Genomic DNA, 19,220 nt, shown 5'->3' with positions numbered 1-19,220 from the left:
AATTTATTGGTAAACAATTTTTCTTCGGAGGAAGTTTACCTAAGGGTAATATCTAAAAAAACTATACCAATAAACCAGTTTCGCTAAAAATTTACTTTTACCCTGTACCTTGCATCTATATGACTTCACAATCTTCTCGCTCTGACAAAATTCTAGTTGTCGATGACTCTCCTGATAACGTGTTTTTGATCAAAACTATTTTGGAGGAAGAAGGTTACACAGTTAGCACCGCAGAAAATGGGATTTCGGCTTTGGCAGAATTGAAAGCTTCTCCTTGTGACTTGGTTCTGCTGGATCTGATGATGCCAGGTATGGATGGGTACGAAGTCACTAAGCACATTCGTGGAGAGATGAAATTGCCGCAATACATCCCCATATTGCTAATAACTGCCCACGATGCGCCCAACGTCGCCCACGGATTAGACTTGGGTGCTGATGATTTTATCCGCAAACCTGTAACAGTAGATGAATTGCTGGCACGAGTGCGATCGCTCCTGCGTTTGAAGCATAGTATGGATGAACGTGATGAAATTGCCCGCCAGCGAGAAGATTTTGTCTCCCGCCTCACCCACGACTTACGCACTCCCTTAGTAGCCGCCGATCGCATGTTGATGCTATTTCAGCAAGGTGCGTTAGGAGCATTATCACCGCAAATGCAGGAGGTAATCGCCATTATGGCCCGTAGCAATATCAACCTGCTTTCGATGGTGAATACCTTATTGGAAGTTTATCGCTTTGAAGCAGGTCGCAAAACTTTGGCATTTCAACCAGTTAATCTAGACCGATTGCTAGAGGAGGTGACTGGAGAATTGTCACCCTTAGCTCAAGAGAAAACACTGTCCCTAAATTTGGACATTACTGAGGAGGCAATTACAAATACAGTCATGGGCGATCGCTTAGAACTGCATCGTCTATTTACCAATCTTATCGGGAATGCGATCAAATTTACCGACTCTGGTTCTGTGACTATTCGTCTTACTTCTCAACGCCAGTTCGACAAAAGTAGCCAACCTCAGTTCTCTGGAAAATCCAATTTCGTTGACTACATTAGAATTGAAATAGCGGATACAGGCCCAGGTATTCCCCCTGAAGAACAAGCCACCATCTTTGAACGATTTCGCCAAGGCAGCCACAAGACTTCTGGTAGTGGTTTAGGACTCTATCTTGCTCGTCGAATTGTCGAGGCACATCAAGGCATTATTCTGCTTAATTCCGAGTTGGGCAAAGGTAGTGTATTTATTGTGCTTCTACCCATCAAAACATGAGAAAATCAGTAATTATAAATTATGAATTATGGAATTTTTTACCCTAGTAATTCATAATTTATAAATTTACTACTATCTACCGATAATTTAAAGTAAATATTCTAATTATAAAATCTAACCCCAAAATCTGACGAATAAAATATGCTGATATAGCAGCGTTAGGATTAAATAGTTTTTGTTAGGAAAAAATAATGATTACCACTGAATTATCTAACATTGGCGATATTATCCAGAATCAACGAGAGTTTTTTCAAACAGGCAAAACTAAAGATGTAACTTTTCGCATTGAACAACTGAAAAATCTTAAGCAAGCAATCATTGAGCATGAACAGTCGATAGTCGAGGCACTAAAATCGGATTTACATAAACCAGAAGTGGAAACTTACCTTACAGAAATCAGCGTAATTAAGGATATTGATTACGCCATAAAACATCTTCAAAGCTGGACTAAGCCCAAAAAAGCAGCGGTTTCCTGGGATTTTTTTTCATACTCAGCGAGAATTTATCCAGAACCGTTAGGGGTTGTTTTAATTATTGGGCCTTGGAACTATCCATTTCAGTTAATTATCTCACCGTTAATAGGTGCGATCGCAGCCGGGAATTGTGCAATTATCAAACCTTCAGAAATTGCTTCTCATACCTCCGCCATCATCGCTAAGATTATCGCCAAGTATTTCGACCCAGCTTATCTTGCAGTGGTAGAAGGAGGTGTGGAAGCGAGTCAAAAACTACTAGCAGAAAAGTTTGACCATATCTTTTTTACTGGTGGCACAGCCGTCGGCAAAATCATCATGGCAGCAGCGGCAAAATATCTCACACCAGTTACTTTAGAATTGGGTGGCAAAAGCCCTTGTATTGTAGATGCTGACATTAATCTTGAACATACTGTCAGACGAATCACTTGGGGTAAATTTATTAATGCTGGACAAACTTGTATCGCCCCTGACTATCTTTTAGTTAATAAGAAAATCAAAAAAGATTTGATAAATGGGCTGGAAAAAGGTCTAAAAGAATTTTATGGCGATAATCCTGTAAACAGTCCTGATTATGCCAGGATTATTAGTGAAAAACACTTTGCTCGATTGGTTAACTTTCTCAAAGATGGGAAAGTTATTATTGGTGGAGAAACTGATCCTTCAGAGCGTTATATTGCCCCCACAGTGATTGATAATGTCTCTTTAGAAGATTCTGTAATGCAGGAAGAAATTTTTGGCCCCATTCTACCCATCATTGAATATACTGACATAGCAGAAGCGATCGCCTTGATTAACTCTAGGTCTAAACCCTTGGCGTTATACTTATTTTCTCAAAACAAAAACCTGCAAAAGCGAGTTTTGCAGGAAACTTCCTCTGGTGGAGTCTGTATTAACGATACAGTAATGCAGGTTGGCGTCTCGTCTTTACCATTTGGTGGGGTAGGGGATAGCGGTATTGGTAACTATCACGGCAAAGCTAGTTTTGACACCTTTTCCCATGAAAAAAGTGTATTGCAAAACTCGTTCTGGCTGGATTTAAAATGGCGATACGCCCCCTATGAGGGCAAATTGCCCCTCATCAAAAAACTTCTGGGTTAAAAGTTATGAGTGAGGAGTGAGGAATAAAAATTCATCCCTCCTCAATCCTCACTATTAAAACCCAAAAGCGTTACTGTAGCGCTCCTCGGACCAGGGTTCACCACGGCGGTGGTAGCCATTGCGCTCCCAAAAACCAAGTTCTTCATCAGCTAAAAATTCCAATCCATTGATCCACTTAGCACTTTTCCAAGCATAGAGGTGGGGAACAACTAGCCGCATCGGGCCACCATGTTCAGATGGAAGGTCTTCACCAAAGACTTTAAAGGCAAAGAAGTTTTCTTCGCGGATAAAATCTTCTACAGAAATATTCGTAGTGTAGCCGCCATAGCAGTGTTCCATAATGTGGGCTACCTTGGGGTCTAACTCAACCAGACCCATAAAATCTGTAACTTTAATGCCAGTCCATTTGACATCGAGTTTAGACCAGCGCGTTACACAGTGGAAGTCCGCTGTGAATTCGTGTTGGGGTAGCGCCATAAAGTCTGACCAATTAAAGGTAGCAGGTTTTGCCAAACCCGAAACTCGAAACTCCCATTCCTCAGTGCTGACTTGGGGAGTTGCACCGTAAGTTAATACGGGGAAACCTTTAGCTAAGTGTTGACCAGGAGGAACGCGTTCGCCCTTGGCGGAGCCATCGCCCTCTTCCTTCCCTGGTTTCTGAAAAAATTTTCCTAGCATAATTGCAGAAAAATAAGTTTTCTCAAGTTATTTACAAGCTTTTTACTGAGTTGCCAACAGTACCAGATGTTTTACTCTTTATATGAATACTTGATCGTTACTCATGAATGATAGGTAATGGGTAATGGATGTTCCCAATTACTCACTACCAATTTTTTTTGATCTAATGAGCTTGTGTAGAGTATCTAAGATTCATAATCCAATCAGGAAAGCTAATAAAAAGCGTTTATCCAGTGGTAATAAGTTTGATTTGTGACTTTGGCAATCAAATCTATCGGTGCTGTTCATGCTTTTCCTGACTGAGAAATTATGATTCTTCTTCCTCTTCTTCAGCAGTTGGATATACAAATGTAGAACGTCCAGTCAAAATCGATTTGCCTAGAGAAAGGGCTTTCTGAGCTTCGACGACAGCTTTGTGCCTCCAGGTAGCTCGACGTTTATCTCGTTTTGATTTGGAAGTTTTCTTCTTAGGAACAGCCATGTCAGCAGATATCGCGATTCTTGACAACCTTCTTATTCTAGGCCATCCACTGACGCCAAAGACAACAGTTGAGTCAGGAATAAGTAAGTTGGGTTGAAACTGACGCAAAGACAGAAGGAATTCCAAGAGTGACACTCTTTGCATCTCCTGTAATCTTACGGGGAAGCTACGCGTAGCTTCTCCCTTAGGAGAAGTTCCGAACCAAGGAAGCCTTGGCTCAGACTTATATCTGTATCTAGCTCAACCCGTCATTTTTGGGTTGACAGACCGCTAGCTGCTGGAACTGAATTAGAGCTATTTTCAAAGAAAAGTAGCGATCGCGCAGTTTTAAAGTAAGTTGCCCAATTTTGAGCATCAGGGCGCGATCGCCATTGGGGACGACTAACTTCTAATGTCAGAACTGGTGCGATCGCTCCATAATTTTGTACGGACACAATAATGGAAACATCTGTCACCAAGATATCTTGGTCGAAGCTTCTTTGAGCAGCTGCCCTAGCGGCCGCTTCCGCCCTCCTGAGAATGGTTTCATAGTTTTCTTCCGGCAGGCGGTCAATAGCTAGATCAACTCTAGCGGTGTAAGCTCGCACAACCTGAGGTGCGATCGCTTCCATCAAAAACCACGCAGGAACAGTAGATATGAGCAAAACTACTAGAGGAACTATCCGGATTCTTCTGGCAATTTGGCTAATAACTGAAAAGGGAGTGATCGATGATGGTAGGTGAGCAGAAATTTTGCTCATGACCTTCTATCTCCTTAGTGATGATAATTTATTGAAATTAGGTGAAAGTATTTTCCGGACAGCTAACGTAATAAAAATTACATTCTAACTTAAGATTCGATCAGAATCACCTAGACTATAAGACATAGGTTAGCTTTGTTTTTTTGGCAAAGCCAACCGCAATTTTAAGACCAGCAAACAATAACTGACAAAGAGCGGGATGGCAAATTACTGGGCGATCGCGATTGGCATCAATCAATATCAGTTATTTCAACCTTTAAGTTGTGCCCAAGCAGATGCTGAGGCACTAGAGGATTTTTTGGCGACAAATGCAGGTTTTGTCCCCAAACACTGTCTGTTAATGACAGATACTTCGCCGCCGATTGGGGATAGATCGACCTATCCGACTAAAGAGAATATTCTGCTGCTACTTGAGGATTTGGCAGCGACAAGTTGGCAACCGGAAGACTATCTGTGGTTATTTTTTAGCGGTTATGGGGTCAACTACAAGGGCAAAGATTACCTAATGCCAGTAGAGGGCAACCCCGAACTTGTGCAAGAGACTGGCATAGAATTGCGATCGCTAATGCAAAGTCTGCAACTTGCTGACCTGAATGTATTGCTACTACTCGATATCAACCGCGCTTTTGGCACCCAAGCAGATGCTCCTGTTGGTGAAGAAACAATAGAACTAGCCCAAGAACTACAACTCGCGACAATTCTTTCTTGCCAACCAGAGCAATTCTCCCATGAAAGTAGCGAATTAGGTCACGGATTTTTTACAGCAGCTTTGTTAGAAGCTTTACGTTCTGGCAATGGCAACAACTTGGCAGATTTAGAAAGCTACCTAAGCCTGCTGATGCCAAAATTATGTCACCACCACTGGCGTCCTATTCAAAACCCTGCCACTATCATCCCATCAAGGCAGCAAGTAATCTTGCCAAAATTGGCAATGGAAAGTGACTTGCAAGCAGAACCGGTGATTTATCCCGAAGAATCCTTTGCTGTTGCCCTTGCAGCTCCTCCCCTCGACGATTACCCTAGAACTTCAGCAGATCGGGGCAGATGGGGAGAAGCTACAGTGAACTCGTCCCAACAGGTAAAGGCTTATAAGGTCGAGAAGTCTAAGGGTCAACCAGTCCACGAGTCAGCCGGCAGCTTAGTTTCGCAGCCAATGCCGGAAACTTCTTTGGGAGTGAACACGAGAGGAAGATTTATTCCCAATTCTTCTCAAGGCTACGTCTCTCGATTGCCATCTAATCAGCCAAGCATCCCTTTTTGGAAACAGTTTATCTTATGGGGCGGAGGCAGCCTGTTGGTAGCAGGTTTAATTGCCGTAGTTTTTCTGCGTAATCAAGAAACTTTTAGAATTAAGCAAATATCAAGCACATCACCCAATGCTACTGTTAGCGATCGCCAGGTTGTCCAGAATTTACCAAACGATGTCTCCGACGGGCTACGCCTACGCACTCCAACAGTTAGACTCAACAACCAATCTAGCGCCCAAATAGTCTCTAGTTCCGAGTCAAAAAAACGAAATCAAGCAGTATTAGACCTGGCGAAAATGTCGCTTAGACAAACTCAGGCTAGCGATTTAAGCTTGGCGATCGCTACAGCCCGGAAAATTCAACCCGGTGAACCACTGTACGAACAAGCTCAGGAGAATATTAAGATTTGGAGCCGGATGATTTTAGATTTAGCAGAGGGTCGTGCTAAACAAAGACAGTATGCAAGCGCTATAGCTGCCGCTCGATTAATCACCAAAGATGAAGCCCCCTATGCCAAAGCACAAGCAGCAATTAACCTGTGGCGGCTAGAGGGCAAGCAGTATGTGAGTAACAAAACTCTTTTAGATGCAGCTAATGCTTTAATTAAGTCCGGACAGGCATCTACCTACAATCGGGCGATCGAAGTTGCCAAGAAAATACCAGCAGGTGAACCAGGCTTCGATACTGCCCAAAAATCGATCAATAACTGGAGTGAGAAAATTTTAGACCTGGCCAAGCGTCGCGCCGCCGAAGGAGAACGTAATGCTGCAATTGCGACCGCTGCGTTAGTACCAGAGGAGACAGCTGCTTACGAAGATGCTCAGGATGCCATCCAAAAATGGCAAAAAAATAGTAAAAAAATAGTAAAAGAATAGTTAGGAGTTATGAATAAGGAGTTATATTATTGATCCCCGACCTATTACTCCCTACTCATAACTTTTCTCTCAGCAATGCCTCAACCCTGGCTATCCGCTAACAGCATTAGCAGTACTGCGATACATCTTCGCCACAGTCGTCGGCTAGATAGCACAGTGCTCGAAAACGCAAACCAACCACTTCTTCATATAAGGGGTTGAGCTTGCACATGGGCGGAATGTGAAACAGGGTTTTCCCAAATAATTTGACATCACGTTCAAAGGGGCACTGAGATGGAATCAGTTTGCACAGGCGGTGAGCCAGTTGGCGATCGCGGACTTGAATGTTTTCTACCCGCTGCCGTAGGGGTTGGAGAATGTTCCAGTAAAATTTGGAAACAGAAGGGTTTAGCTGGGTTACTTTATGGTCACTAGTCTCTGCTTGATTGATTGATACCCAGCTTGCCAGAAAAATCTTTTTTGTGGTATTGTCGAATACCTTCATGGTTAATCCTCTGTGTTATTGAGGCTATTCATCTTTTTGATGAATATATACAATGTGGCAACGAAGTTTCCCGGAAGAATCTCGTTCTGACTGCGATATAATGTAATACCTGATTAGCCACTTAAGTCAGAACTTAATTTATTACTACGTCAAGTTAATCGCAATTTTCTGGGGATCGGTAGTGTAATATTACGATCTTGTTCATAACTTGACACAGTTTAAATTTTAATAAAGACATCTGTCATTGGATAGGTTTTAGTGTAACATTTACAGAACTTAATATAAGGTCTTTCTGAAAGTATTTTTGCTAAGTATAAACATCAGTAATACCCTAGAAGGCATTTTTCCTTTCCGTGTTCCCACTTTCTCACGTAAGAGCATCCTGTTCATTGCTGGCTGAATGGCGTAGAAGTAGAGAGAAGTCTGTAGACGCGGCTGCGGCTTAAAGCCAGGTGGGTTGGATTTCTCAGCAGATGCAGAGCGGCTAGTTATGAAACATCGGTCGTCGCAAAGTCTCGGCAAAGAAAGTGATTCTTCTCCAATTTGTAATCTATGGCGTCTTAGGGCTAACTTATCTGGGGTTAGCATTGGGCTACATTCCTGGTTTACGCATGAACCGCGCCACTATCGCTTTGGTCGGTTCTGCCTTTTTAATTGCTTTAGGTGTTTTGAATTTACAGGAGGCATGGCAGGCCATTGATGCCAATACCATCGTATTTCTCTTGAGCATGATGGTAGTTAATGCCAACCTATCCTATGCAGGATTTTTTAGGCGATCGCTATCAGTGATATTGAGTATCACTAGTAGTCCGCTAGGTTTGTTGATTGCTTTAACTTTTGGTAGTGGTATTCTCTCCGCTTTTTTTCTCAATGACACTCTAGCGTTGATATTTACACCCTTAACCTTGAGCCTGACTCAAGCTTTGGGTTTAAATCCGATTCCTTATTTACTAGCGATCGCTGGTGCAACTAATATAGGCTCGGTAGCAACTTTGAGCGGTAATCCCCAAAATATTCTGATTGGCTCCTTTTCAGGCATCTCCTATCTAGATTTTCTGCGTGTATTGGCCCCAGTTGCCCTAATAGGCTTGGTAATTCAGGTAATATTACTGTGGCTACTTTACCCAGATGTCCGCTCAGTCAAACCTTGCCAATCATTACCTACTAGCAACCAACGCATTTTTAAACCGTTATTTAATAAAACATTAGTCATTACAATTGGGCTGCTAATTGCATTTACTATCGGTTTACCGTTAGGGGAGTCTGCTTTAGTTGCTGCTAGCTTATTGCTAATCACTCGCCGGGTTAAACCCCAGCGTATTTTGCAAAAGGTGGATTGGAACCTGCTGGTAATGTTTTCTGGATTATTTATCCTGACGCGAGTCACACAAAAGTTGAATTTACTCCAGCCATTTACCCATGCAATCAACTCTGCTGCGAGTTTTTTGGGTGTAACTGTTGTCTTATCTAACTTAATTTCTAATGTGCCTGCTGTACTTCTGCTGCATCCCCTAGTTCCTCCAGGTGACACTAAGTATTGGCTATTGTTGGCAGCTGGATCAACTTTGGCAGGGAATCTAACTTTGTTTGGTTCAGTTGCCAACTTGATAGTTGTAGAAGCTGCTGCTGATTTAGGTTATAAGCTAACTTTTTGGGAACATTTAAAGTTTGGAGCGCCATTAACAGTGTGTACTTTAGTTCTAGTGTACCTCTGGGTTGATTGAGGGCGATCGCTCTAATTTCTATTGTTTGCGTCTATGAGATATCTGAGATAACTTTGTACAAAGTGAGTTGCGGTAATCAAATGATACCCGTGTATATTGCTAACTCTACTTTAGGTTCAGCCAAAGTTAAATACATCTTACTTGGATTGTGCCTGTTTATATGAATACATTTGCTACTTACTTGTAGAGGCTATAAAATATGACTATTTGGAATAAGGGTTTGTGGGATGAGGAAATTGACGCTGAACTAGAACAATTGAAAAAACAGCTAAAGAAGCGCCATGTTGATAATGATTCTAATTCTGAAGGATTGGAGAGTGTTCTTAAACAACTAAATAATCTGGTGGGGATGAAGAATGTTAAAGATGAGATTAATACTCACATTAATTTCCTTAACATCCAGAAACTCCGGCAGGAAAAAAAACTTGCTACTATTTCTGTGACACTACATTCTGTATTCTGCGGGCCTCCCGGAACTGGAAAAACGACTGTCGCTCGTTTAATGGGTGAAATATACAAAGAACTAGGGATACTTTCTAAAGGTCATCTTGTTGAAACTGATAGATCAGGATTGGTAGCAGGTTATGTTGGGCAAACTGCTATTAAAGTAGATGAACTTGTTGAATCAGCATTAGACGGCGTGTTGTTTATTGATGAAGCCTACGCACTAAAGCCAGAAAGTTCCCGTAATGATTTCGGACAAGAAGCTATAGATACTCTGCTAAAACGAATGGAGGACTACAGGGACAGACTAGTAGTGATCGTTGCAGGCTACAGTGAAGAAATGTCTAGATTTATAGATGCTAATCCTGGACTACAGTCAAGATTTAATAAATATTTTTACTTTGAGGACTACCAGCCTAATGAGTTACTGAATATGTTTGAAAAAACTTGTGAGCAGAATCATTTCAAGCTCACTGATAAATCAAAGCAGGCATTACTTAATAAATTAACTAATTTATATGCAAGCCGAGATAAGAAATTTGGAAATGGAAGGCTGGTAAGAAATATTTTTGAAAAAACAATCGAGAAGCAGGCAAACAGACTTGTCAAATTTCCAAACGTTACTAAGGAAATGATGATAAAAATTATGCCTGAAGATATTCCTTAAGACAATAATAAAAGATCCTATTTCACACCAAAGCGCAAAGACGTTAGAAAAACTCTACGTCTCTGCGCTTTAACATGAGATTTTATCTTAAATTCTCTATGATGCCACTTGAGCAGCAGTCCGAGTGCGTCGTCTTCTGCCATCGGCAACTTTCACGGGTGGCTCATCAGGAATTTGCATCAACAAAGTCACAGATGGCTGACATTGCAATTCCCGGCGGATGGAACGTTGCAATTCTCGTTCTAAAGTACCTTGCAATCCACCCCAGTCTATATCTGCTGCTTCCCCTTCACTAGGAGCAAATTCTGACCAGCGCACAGTGAGGATTTCTTCAATGCGTTGTTTTACCCAGGTTTGTAGCAGCGATCGTTCTACACTTGTTACTACACCCCGTAGGTGAATTTCTGGTTTAGCCAACAGTTTACCATTCCAATCAATGGCAGCTGCGATCGTAATAATGCCTTCTGAAGCCATGCGTTGCCGTTCTTGCAGCACTTTGGCACTTACCATACCTGAACTAGTAGTATCCACCAATTCGATACCAGATGGCACTTTACCAGCGACGCGAATAGCATCTTCAGTCAGTTCGACAATATCACCATTTTGAATAATGATCATATTTTCTGCGGGAATACCCATACTCTGAGCCGTTTCTGCGTGCTTCACTAGCATCCGATGTTCGCCGTGAAATGGCACAAAGAACTTGGGTCGAGTTAAGGCAATCATCAGTTTTTGTTCTTCCTGACAGCCGTGACCGGAGACGTGAATCCCCTTATCCCGACCGTAGATTACTTTTGCCCCTTGAATCATCAACTTATCGATGGTGTTGACTACAGCGATGGTATTTCCGGGAATTGGGTTAGCAGAGAATACTACCGTATCTCCTTGGCGGATTTTAATGTGAGGATGTTCTTTGTTGGCAATGCGGGTCATTGCTGCCATCATTTCACCCTGAGAACCTGTAGTTAAAACTAAAACTTTTTCGTCGGGGAGATTGCGGACTGCGTGCAATGGTTGCAGCAGATTATCTTCACACTTGATGTAACCTAAATTGCGGGCATGAGCAATCAAATTCAGCATGGAACGCCCCACAACCGTTACTACACGGTTCTGCTTCTTCGCAATATCCAAAATCATGTTGATGCGATGCACGCTAGAAGCAAAGGTAGTGACAAATAATCGCCCAGTAGCTTGACTAAATACTCTCTCTAGATTGGGATAAACTGAACGTTCTGAAGGTGTAAATCCTGGCACTTCTGAGTTTGTGGAATCGCTCAGTAAGCAAAGAACGCCTTTTTCACCATGTTCTGCTAGACGTTGCAAGTCAAACTTTTCACCATCCACTGGGGTATGGTCAATTTTAAAATCCCCTGTGTGAATGACTACACCAAGGGGAGTATGAATGGCAACGGTAAAACTATCAGCAATGGAGTGAGTGTTGCGGATATATTCCACTAAAAAGTTTTTGCCAATCCGCACCACATCACGTGGTAGAACTGTTCTGATTTCTGTGCGATCGCGTACTCCAGCTTCTTCTAATTTACCCTCTAGCATTGCCATTGCTAGTCTGGGCCCATAAATCACGGGGATATCAAATTGCTTGAGATGGAAAGCAATCCCGCCAATATGGTCTTCATGACCATGAGTAACGATCATCCCTTTAATTTTGTGGCGATTTTCTCGCAGGTAAGTCGTATCTGGCAGAACAATATTTACTCCATGCATCGCCTCTGTGGGAAAAGCTAATCCTGCATCTAACAGTATGATTTCATCGTCATACTCAAAAAGACAAGTATTTTTCCCAATTTCATGCAAACCGCCCAAAGGAATAATTTTCAAGGCGGAATTATTAGCTTCGTTTTTAGCCATTTTCTCCTTAGATTGTTACTTGTGGTTAATTAAGTTGATAGTTAACTTTCCTTGTATTTAAGACAACATTATCTGTCTCTTAAGTCAGTCTGAAAGCAATCAAGTTTTAATTGAAATCTTCAATTTTTTATTCAATAAAATCGACTGTACATTCAAGGATTCATACTATATCTATCAGTCCTAGCACAGGTTTTTAAATTGCAACTTATGAACAATTACGATCGTTGTTTATATGTATCTTTAGCAAGGAGCAAACTACCAGCCCTTAACTAGCTGGTGGCTAGATTAAACTAAGTTCTTTCAGAACCGCTTCTAACTTTTGAGTGACTTCTAAATCAGCTTCACATAGCGGCGGACGAGTTGAACCAACCTCCCAACCTTGAAGTTTCAGTGCTTTTTTCACTGGAATGGGATTTGAAGTGAGAAATAGAGCTTTAAACAACGGGAAAAGTTGGAGATGAATGTCGCTTGCTACCTCAATTTTTCCCGCACTAAAAGCTTGGATCATCTGCTGTAGTTGGTTTCCTACCAGATGAGAAGCCACACTTACCACACCCTTTGCCCCGATCGCTAACAAGGGCAAAGTCATGTAATCATCACCAGAATAGATGTGGAATTCTTTTGGTGTCAAGCGACGAATTTCGCTTGCCTGATCTATATTACCAGTGGATTCTTTAATCCCGACAATATTGCTAACCTCAGCTAACCGGGCAACTGTTTCTGGCTGAAGGTTTTGTCCGGTACGACCGGGGACATTATATAACAACAATGGTAGGTCGGGACAGGCTTGTGCTATTGCCTTAAAGTGCGCTTCTAATCCCGCCTGTGGCGGTTTGTTGTAATAAGGAACAACTTGTAACGAACCATGTACTCCTATCTTAGACGCTTTTTGGGTGGCTGCGATCGCTTCTTTAGTGGAATTGGATCCACAACCTGCGATTACCTTGGCTTTTCCTGCCACGGACTGCAATACCTCGACAAACAACTGGTATTCCTCATCCCAACTTAGCGTCGGGGATTCTCCTGTTGTGCCACACATCACTAATGTATCTGTACCGTTGTTAGCTAGATGCGCCGCCAGTTCTGCCGCTACATCATAATTGACACTACCGTCTGCTTTAAACGGCGTAATCATAGCGGTTAAAACATTGCCAAAATCTCCCACCCTTTTTTCACTCCTGATTACCCATATTTTTGTATCTTGGTGGTTCTCTATTGTAATAACCTATCTGCAAACTGCTTTCAAGTGTCATTAGTCATTTGTCAGTTACTAATGACTAATCACCAATAACTAATGACTAATAGCTAATGGTTTGAGTAGATTTTTTTCTACCAACAACTCGGCGATTTGTACTGCATTCAATGCTGCGCCTTTGCGGATTTGGTCGCCACATAACCATAATTCCAAGCCACAAGGATGAGAAATATCCTGACGAATTCTTCCCACTAAAACTTCATCTTCACCCGTTGCTTCAATTGGCATCGGAAAATGATTAGTTCCCCAATCTTCTACCAATTTTACTCCAGGGGAGGAATTTAAAATTTCTCTGGCTTCCTTTGCACTAAAGGGAGTCTCAAATTCTAAATTAATGGCTTCTGAATGGGCGCGGAGTACGGGAACCCGTATACAGGTCGCAGTGATTCTGATTTGCTGCGTACCAAATATTTTTCGGGTTTCGTTGACCATTTTCATTTCTTCCTCACAATAACCCAAATCGTTTAATGGGGAGTTATGGGGGAATAAATTAAATGCCAATGGGTAAGGCAATACCTCAGCAACTGGCGGCTGTCCTTGTAGTATAGCGCTTGTTTGGGTTTTGACTTCTGCCATTGCTCTGGCCCCAGCACCACTAGCAGATTGGTAGGTTGAGGCAACGATGCGTTGTACTGGTTTAACTTTATGCAATGGCCATACTGCCACAGCCATTAAAATTGTTGTGCAGTTAGGGTTGGCAATAATGCCTTGGTGATTAGCTGCGGCTAGTGGATTCACCTCTGGTACTACTAAGGGAACTTCCGGGTTCATCCGAAAGGCACTGGAGTTGTCAATTACTACTGCGCCCTTTTCGACAGCAACTGCTGCCCAAGTTTTAGATGTGGAACCACCTGCACTAGCCAGTACTATATCGATATTTTCAAAGGCGCAATCGCTCACTGCCTCTATTGGTATATTTTCATCTTTAAACCGCAGCGATCGCCCGACACTCCGCTCTGATGCCAATAACTTCAAGTCAGCAACAGGAAAATTACGACTTTCTAATAATTCCAGCAACTCTGTGCCAACTGCACCAGTCGCTCCCAAAATAGCTAAACGATAGGATTTCGACAAGCTTGCTTCCTCCTTTAAGAGATTTATCTGCAATTTTTTGGAACAATTGACAATTTAGTTAATATTTAAATAACGATCTAATTTTGAAATACATTTTGAATAGATTTAGATTTTTCTCTAATTTAGTCGATCTTTATATATCTAAAACATTTATTTTCTTGGCTATTTAATAGGTTAAGTGATGTTGCATTCTGCAACAATGACTATCCAACTTTCCCATCGATTTAAACTATATATTATTATACAACAAACCGCCATTTAGCAGAAAAATGGAGATATCTGCACTTAGACGTTTAACAGGCATCTCACCTGTAAACCAACAAATGCCTTGGCTGCAAAGTTGCTTACCAAGATGATAAATATACTAGGTAGCGAAATGCATAAAACCAGCAAAGCATAAAACTGAGCTATGCGGCTAGGCAAAAAATGCACTTTCATCCCACAACTTAATATATAGCTAGACTCAATACTATAACTTTACCTTGGGAGTACTAACCACTCACTGAGAACCAGGATATCACGGCGTTAGCCCACTGAATAATTAATTCCTAAGTTCAGAGGGAGTAAGGGAATGAGGGAGATGAGAGGGACAAGGAGAATAATCAATGCCCCCATTAACCAATTGTTATGAAGGTAAAATGTCAAGTCCTTGGTCATTGGCAGTAAACTGGATCTTTGCCCCAGGACAAACATCCATCCTTGGATGTCATCAGACCTTTTGGCAAACTCCCATTGTCCCTAAGAGACATCACAGCCATAAACGCAAACAATTATTTTATTGCGTCTTGTGTGTACTCGGAGTATAAAATACCAGAAAACTAGAGACGAAGCATGAAAGTCACCCAGGAAAAACTTCCCGCCAGCCAAATTGGCCTGGAAATAGAGATTACGCCGGAAATTACCAAGCAAACTTACGAACAGGTCATTAAAAACTTAGCGAGTACTGCCAATATTCCTGGGTTTCGTAAAGGCAAGGTGCCTCGGCCGATATTACTACAACGGCTGGGGACAACTCGAATCAAGGCAGCAGCGCTGGAAGAACTAATTCAAGATGGCATTGAGCAAGCAGTCAAACAAGAAGCTATCCCGGCAATCGGTCAGCCGCAATTGCGCTCCTCTTTTGAGGATTTGATTAAGAATTATGAACCTGGAAAACCCCTGACGATTTCGGCTGCTGTCGATGTAGAACCAGAAGTAAATCTAGTGCAGTACACTGATTTGCAAGCCAAGGCCGAAGAAGTCAAGTACGATCCAGAACGAGTGGAGAGCACGCTGGATAAAGAACGTCAAGAATTGGCGACATTGATTCCTGTGGAAGGACGTGCAGCCCAAATCGGTGATATCGCCGTAGTCGATTTTAAAGGTGTATTCTCCAAAGCCGAGGGCGAAGACGAAACAGCTGAACCAGAACCTATTCCCGGAGCTGAAGCAACTGACTTTCAAGTGGAATTGCAGGAGGATAAGTTTATTCCAGGCTTTATTTCGGGAATAGTGGGGATGAATCCTGAAGAAACCAAAGAAATTGCGGCGCAGTTCCCAGATCCTTATGCTAATGAAGATTTAGCTGGAAAAGCGGCAACTTTCACAGTGACGCTCAAAGAACTCAAGGAAAAGGAGCTACCAGAAGTAAATGACGATTTCGCTCAAGAAATCAGCGATTTTGAAACCTTAGAAGAGTTACGTGCTTCTTTGGTAGAGCGATATCAAAAAGAGGCAGACGACAAAACAAAAACAAATAAGCAGGAAGCTTTGTTAACAGAACTGCTTAAGCACGTAGAAGTTGACTTACCAGCAACCTTGATTGAGCAAGAAGTGGATGCAATGCTAACGCAAACAGCAATGCGGCTATCTCAGCAGGGATTAGATGTGAGGAAGTTGTTTACTCAAGATATTATTCCTCAACTGCGGGAGCGATCGCGCACTGAGGCCATTGAACGCATCAAACGCTCCTTGTCCTTACGGGAAGTCGGTAAACGCGAATCTATCGAGGTAACCCCAGAAGAAATCGCAGCTAGAGTCACAGAACTTTTAGAGCAGTACCCAGATGAGCAAGACGTTGATGAAGATAAACTGCGCTCAATTGTAGAAAACGAACTGTTAACCGAGAAAATTGTCGATTGGCTCTTAGAACACTCGTCAGTTGAACTTGTACCCGAAGGTTCCTTGAGTCCTGTAGAGGAAACGGAAGACGCAGAATCAGATGTTGATGCACCTCAGACTGAGGAAGAAAGCAGCGAAACTTCCACTGAAGTCACAGAAGGATAATCAAAAATCCCACAGCTATGAGTTCACCAGTTCTGAGTTAAAGTACTGGTGAAATGGGTAAGGGAGATGAGGGAGCAGGAGGAGATGAAAGACCATTGCCTCTTGACTCTTAACTCCTCATAACTCAGGGATTAAGTCAAAAAAATTAAAGAATTAATGAATTTTTGGCAAATAGTGACACCTGTTATCACCTGGGCTTGATACTGTGTTACACGAGAGGAAATTATATGAGGCATAATGGTTAACACGTAGCTTATAAAAATTCCATTCGTCGAAAAGGCAGCATTTGCTGCTGAAACATTTGTCCTAAATTATCGTCAAAGAAAGCTTGTATGCTTGAATCGCAGTCGGGAAATTACCCCATCAGCAACCAAAGTCGAATAAACATAAACTCCCAGTTGAGCAGCCCTAGCAACATCGTGCCGATGGTGGTAGAACAATCTGGCATGGGAGAAAGGGCTTTCGACATCTACTCCCGCCTGCTGCGAGAGCGGATTATCTTTTTGGGAACGCCAATAGACGATGCCGTAGCCAACTCAATTGTGGCTCAGTTGTTATTCCTAGACGCCGAAGACTCAGAAAAAGACATCCAAATGTATGTTAATTCTCCTGGCGGCTCGGTCTACGCAGGGATGGCAATCTATGATACAATACAGCAAATTCGCCCTGATGTTGTTACCATCTGTTTTGGATTAGCCGCAAGCATGGGGGCTTTTTTGTTGACAGCAGGGGCTGCCGGTAAGCGAATGTCTCTGCCCGACTCCCGGATTATGATTCACCAACCACTTGGTGGCGCTCAAGGTCAAGCCATTGACATTGAAATTCAAGCCAGAGAAATTCTTTACGTTAAGGCTAAGTTGAATCAGTTAATGGCTCACCATACTGGTCAACCCTTAGAAAGAATTGAAGCAGATACTGAGCGCGACTTTTTTATGTCGGCAGAAGAGGCGAAAAACTACGGTTTGATTGATCAGGTCATTTCCAGGCAAAATCTTCCCACAGCAGGGGAAAACGTCACCATTCTGAAATAAGAGGCTGGTATGTCTAAGTACGACTCCCATTTAAAATGTTCATTTTGTGGCAAGTCTCAAGAGCAGGTGCGTAAATTAATCGCGGGGCCGGGAGTCTACATCTGCGATGAATGCGTTGACTTGTGTAATGAAATACTAGACGAGGAGTTACTCGATACCAATGGTGCGGCAGCACAACCAGCACCAAGAGCAGAGCCACCTCAAAAACGGCGTACTCACTCTTCTAGTATTTCGTTTAATCAAATACCAAAGCCAAGAGAGATTAAAAAGTATCTAGACGAGCACGTCATTGGTCAAGACGAAGCGAAGAAAGTGCTGTCAGTAGCTGTTTACAATCACTACAAGCGGCTGGCGGTCATTCAGTCTAAAGCCAGTGGCAAAGCTGGAGCAGATGATGCAATAGAACTGCAAAAGTCCAACATTTTGTTAATTGGCCCGACTGGTTGCGGCAAAACTCTCTTAGCGCAAACCCTAGCAAAAATCTTGGATGTACCCTTTGCCGTCGCTGATGCCACGACGCTGACGGAAGCGGGCTATGTGGGAGAAGATGTAGAAAATATCTTGCTGCGACTGTTGCAGGTGGCAGATTTGGATATAGAGGAAGCACAACGCGGAATTATTTACATTGACGAAATTGACAAAATTGCTCGGAAGAGTGAGAACCCGTCAATTACCCGCGATGTTTCCGGTGAAGGCGTGCAGCAAGCTTTGCTGAAAATGCTAGAGGGAACGATCGCCAATGTACCACCCCAAGGAGGGCGCAAGCATCCCTATCAAGACTGCATCCAGATTGATACAAGCAATATCTTGTTCGTCTGTGGTGGTGCTTTCGTGGGCTTAGAAAAGGTTGTAGATCAGAGAGTTGGCAAAAAAGCAATCGGCTTTGTGCAACCAGGAGAAGGTCAATCGAAGGAGAAACGTGCAGCAGATACTCTCCGCCATCTAGAACCGGATGATTTAGTCAAATTTGGCATGATTCCAGAATTTATTGGGCGCGTGCCAATGGTAGCAGTGGTAGATCCGCTAGATGAAGAAGCGCTGATGGCGATTCTCACCCAACCACGCAGCGCCTTAGTGAAGCAGTACCAAAAGCTGCTAAAGATGGATAATGTCCAGTTAGATTTTAAACCAGAAGCTTTACGAGCGATCGCTCAAGAAGCCTATCGCCGTAAAACTGGTGCTAGAGCGTTGCGGGGCATTGTCGAAGAACTAATGCTGGATGTAATGTACGAGTTACCATCCCGTAAGGATGTGACACGCTGTACAGTAACACGCGAGATGGTCGAGAAGCGATCAACTGCCGAACTGATAATACATCCATCTTCACTACCGAAGCCAGAATCAGCCTAATTGTCATTGGTGAGCCAGTGCGGTCTTCTCCCTTGGCGCTAGCCTCTCCCTTTGGGAGAAGGGGAGACGCCAAGGGCGATAGCGCAGCGTAAAGCCTTCTCTACGAGAGGCTCCGCCAACGGCATGGCTTCGCTTAGAGCGAGTCCGCAAGCGTCTGGGTGTCCCCCATAGCAACTGGTGTTAGCGTAGCGTTAGCG

The 19,220-nt window shown here is 42.8% G+C and carries 15 protein-coding genes; 8 read left to right on the top strand and 7 right to left on the bottom strand.

Annotated elements, in window-relative coordinates:
- The first annotated feature begins 119 nt into the window (after window positions 1–119).
- Window positions 120–1,265, top strand: coding sequence for a hybrid sensor histidine kinase/response regulator (locus tag RM347_RS00465; protein WP_322722095.1), 1,146 nt, complete (start codon window positions 120–122; stop codon window positions 1,263–1,265).
- A gap of 191 nt (window positions 1,266–1,456) precedes the next feature.
- Window positions 1,457–2,839 carry an aldehyde dehydrogenase gene (locus RM347_RS00460; protein ID WP_322722094.1) on the top strand — a complete coding sequence of 461 codons (1,383 nt, stop codon included), beginning with the start codon at window positions 1,457–1,459 and terminating at the stop codon, window positions 2,837–2,839.
- 54 nt (window positions 2,840–2,893) lie between these two features.
- On the opposite strand, the gene RM347_RS00455 is transcribed toward RM347_RS00460, so the two are convergent.
- The 3 genes from RM347_RS00455 to RM347_RS00445 form a co-directional block, all read right to left on the bottom strand.
- The gene (locus RM347_RS00455) at window positions 2,894–3,517 is read right to left on the bottom strand and encodes a sulfite oxidase-like oxidoreductase (protein ID WP_322722093.1); all 624 of its coding nucleotides are present in this window, start codon (window positions 3,515–3,517) and stop codon (window positions 2,894–2,896) included.
- 307 nt (window positions 3,518–3,824) lie between these two features.
- Window positions 3,825–3,998 carry a 50S ribosomal protein L32 gene (rpmF, locus tag RM347_RS00450; protein ID WP_012407602.1) on the bottom strand — a complete coding sequence of 58 codons (174 nt, stop codon included), beginning with the start codon at window positions 3,996–3,998 and terminating at the stop codon, window positions 3,825–3,827.
- A gap of 248 nt (window positions 3,999–4,246) precedes the next feature.
- Complete coding sequence (locus RM347_RS00445; RefSeq protein ID WP_322722092.1) at window positions 4,247–4,738, bottom strand: hypothetical protein; 492 nt, start codon at window positions 4,736–4,738, stop codon at window positions 4,247–4,249.
- Window positions 4,739–4,937: 199 nt separating this feature from the next.
- Here RM347_RS00445 and RM347_RS00440 point away from each other — a divergent pair, with 199 nt between their 5' ends.
- Window positions 4,938–6,860, top strand: coding sequence for a caspase family protein (locus RM347_RS00440; protein ID WP_322722091.1), 1,923 nt, complete (start codon window positions 4,938–4,940; stop codon window positions 6,858–6,860).
- A gap of 106 nt (window positions 6,861–6,966) precedes the next feature.
- On the opposite strand, the gene RM347_RS00435 is transcribed toward RM347_RS00440, so the two are convergent.
- Entirely contained in the window at window positions 6,967–7,344 is a 378-nt protein-coding gene (locus RM347_RS00435; RefSeq protein WP_322722090.1) for a Mo-dependent nitrogenase C-terminal domain-containing protein, read from the bottom strand.
- A gap of 527 nt (window positions 7,345–7,871) precedes the next feature.
- Here RM347_RS00435 and RM347_RS00430 point away from each other — a divergent pair.
- Both RM347_RS00430 and RM347_RS00425 read left to right on the top strand, forming a co-directional pair.
- A complete protein-coding gene (locus RM347_RS00430; protein ID WP_322722089.1) occupies window positions 7,872–9,068 on the top strand; it encodes an anion transporter in 1,197 nt (398 codons plus the stop codon).
- Window positions 9,069–9,267: 199 nt separating this feature from the next.
- Window positions 9,268–10,179 carry an AAA family ATPase gene (locus RM347_RS00425; RefSeq protein ID WP_322722088.1) on the top strand — a complete coding sequence of 304 codons (912 nt, stop codon included), beginning with the start codon at window positions 9,268–9,270 and terminating at the stop codon, window positions 10,177–10,179.
- A gap of 96 nt (window positions 10,180–10,275) precedes the next feature.
- Here RM347_RS00425 and RM347_RS00420 read toward each other — a convergent pair whose 3' ends face one another.
- The 3 genes from RM347_RS00420 to RM347_RS00410 all read right to left on the bottom strand — a co-directional run bounded on the left by RM347_RS00420 (window position 10,276) and on the right by RM347_RS00410 (window position 14,377).
- Window positions 10,276–12,048 (bottom strand): ribonuclease J, encoded by a 1,773-nt coding sequence (locus tag RM347_RS00420; protein ID WP_322722087.1) that lies wholly within the window; start codon window positions 12,046–12,048, stop codon window positions 10,276–10,278.
- A gap of 280 nt (window positions 12,049–12,328) precedes the next feature.
- Complete coding sequence (gene dapA / locus RM347_RS00415; RefSeq protein ID WP_322722086.1) at window positions 12,329–13,213, bottom strand: 4-hydroxy-tetrahydrodipicolinate synthase; 885 nt, start codon at window positions 13,211–13,213, stop codon at window positions 12,329–12,331.
- Between the two features lie 126 nt (window positions 13,214–13,339).
- Entirely contained in the window at window positions 13,340–14,377 is a 1,038-nt protein-coding gene (locus RM347_RS00410; protein WP_322722085.1) for an aspartate-semialdehyde dehydrogenase, read from the bottom strand.
- Between the two features lie 831 nt (window positions 14,378–15,208).
- Here RM347_RS00410 and tig point away from each other — a divergent pair.
- The 3 genes from tig (at window position 15,209) to clpX (ending at window position 19,023) form a co-directional block, all read left to right on the top strand.
- Window positions 15,209–16,642 carry a trigger factor gene (tig, locus tag RM347_RS00405; protein WP_322722084.1) on the top strand — a complete coding sequence of 478 codons (1,434 nt, stop codon included), beginning with the start codon at window positions 15,209–15,211 and terminating at the stop codon, window positions 16,640–16,642.
- Between the two features lie 332 nt (window positions 16,643–16,974).
- On the top strand, window positions 16,975–17,673 hold the full coding sequence (clpP, locus tag RM347_RS00400; RefSeq protein ID WP_322722083.1) for an ATP-dependent Clp endopeptidase proteolytic subunit ClpP: 699 nt from the start codon (window positions 16,975–16,977) through the stop codon (window positions 17,671–17,673).
- 9 nt (window positions 17,674–17,682) lie between these two features.
- Window positions 17,683–19,023 carry an ATP-dependent protease ATP-binding subunit ClpX gene (clpX, locus tag RM347_RS00395; RefSeq protein ID WP_322722082.1) on the top strand — a complete coding sequence of 447 codons (1,341 nt, stop codon included), beginning with the start codon at window positions 17,683–17,685 and terminating at the stop codon, window positions 19,021–19,023.
- Window positions 19,024–19,220 lie beyond the last annotated feature (197 nt).

It is taken from the genome of Nostoc sp. ChiQUE02 (assembly GCF_034531305.2).
Classification (GTDB): Bacteria; Cyanobacteriota; Cyanobacteriia; order Cyanobacteriales; family Nostocaceae; genus Nostoc.
This window is presented reverse-complemented; position numbering and strand designations above follow the sequence as displayed.

Coding starts and splice junctions, on each gene's coding strand:
- RM347_RS00465 (WP_322722095.1), top strand. CDS start 120: ATGACTTCACAATCTTCTCGCTCTGACAAAATTCTAGTTGTCGATGAC.
- RM347_RS00460 (WP_322722094.1), top strand. CDS start 1,457: ATGATTACCACTGAATTATCTAACATTGGCGATATTATCCAGAATCAA.
- RM347_RS00455 (WP_322722093.1), bottom strand. CDS start 3,517: ATGCTAGGAAAATTTTTTCAGAAACCAGGGAAGGAAGAGGGCGATGGC.
- rpmF (WP_012407602.1), bottom strand. CDS start 3,998: ATGGCTGTTCCTAAGAAGAAAACTTCCAAATCAAAACGAGATAAACGT.
- RM347_RS00445 (WP_322722092.1), bottom strand. CDS start 4,738: ATGAGCAAAATTTCTGCTCACCTACCATCATCGATCACTCCCTTTTCA.
- RM347_RS00440 (WP_322722091.1), top strand. CDS start 4,938: ATGGCAAATTACTGGGCGATCGCGATTGGCATCAATCAATATCAGTTA.
- RM347_RS00435 (WP_322722090.1), bottom strand. CDS start 7,344: ATGAAGGTATTCGACAATACCACAAAAAAGATTTTTCTGGCAAGCTGG.
- RM347_RS00425 (WP_322722088.1), top strand. CDS start 9,268: ATGACTATTTGGAATAAGGGTTTGTGGGATGAGGAAATTGACGCTGAA.
- RM347_RS00420 (WP_322722087.1), bottom strand. CDS start 12,048: ATGGCTAAAAACGAAGCTAATAATTCCGCCTTGAAAATTATTCCTTTG.
- tig (WP_322722084.1), top strand. CDS start 15,209: ATGAAAGTCACCCAGGAAAAACTTCCCGCCAGCCAAATTGGCCTGGAA.
- clpP (WP_322722083.1), top strand. CDS start 16,975: ATGCTTGAATCGCAGTCGGGAAATTACCCCATCAGCAACCAAAGTCGA.
- clpX (WP_322722082.1), top strand. CDS start 17,683: ATGTCTAAGTACGACTCCCATTTAAAATGTTCATTTTGTGGCAAGTCT.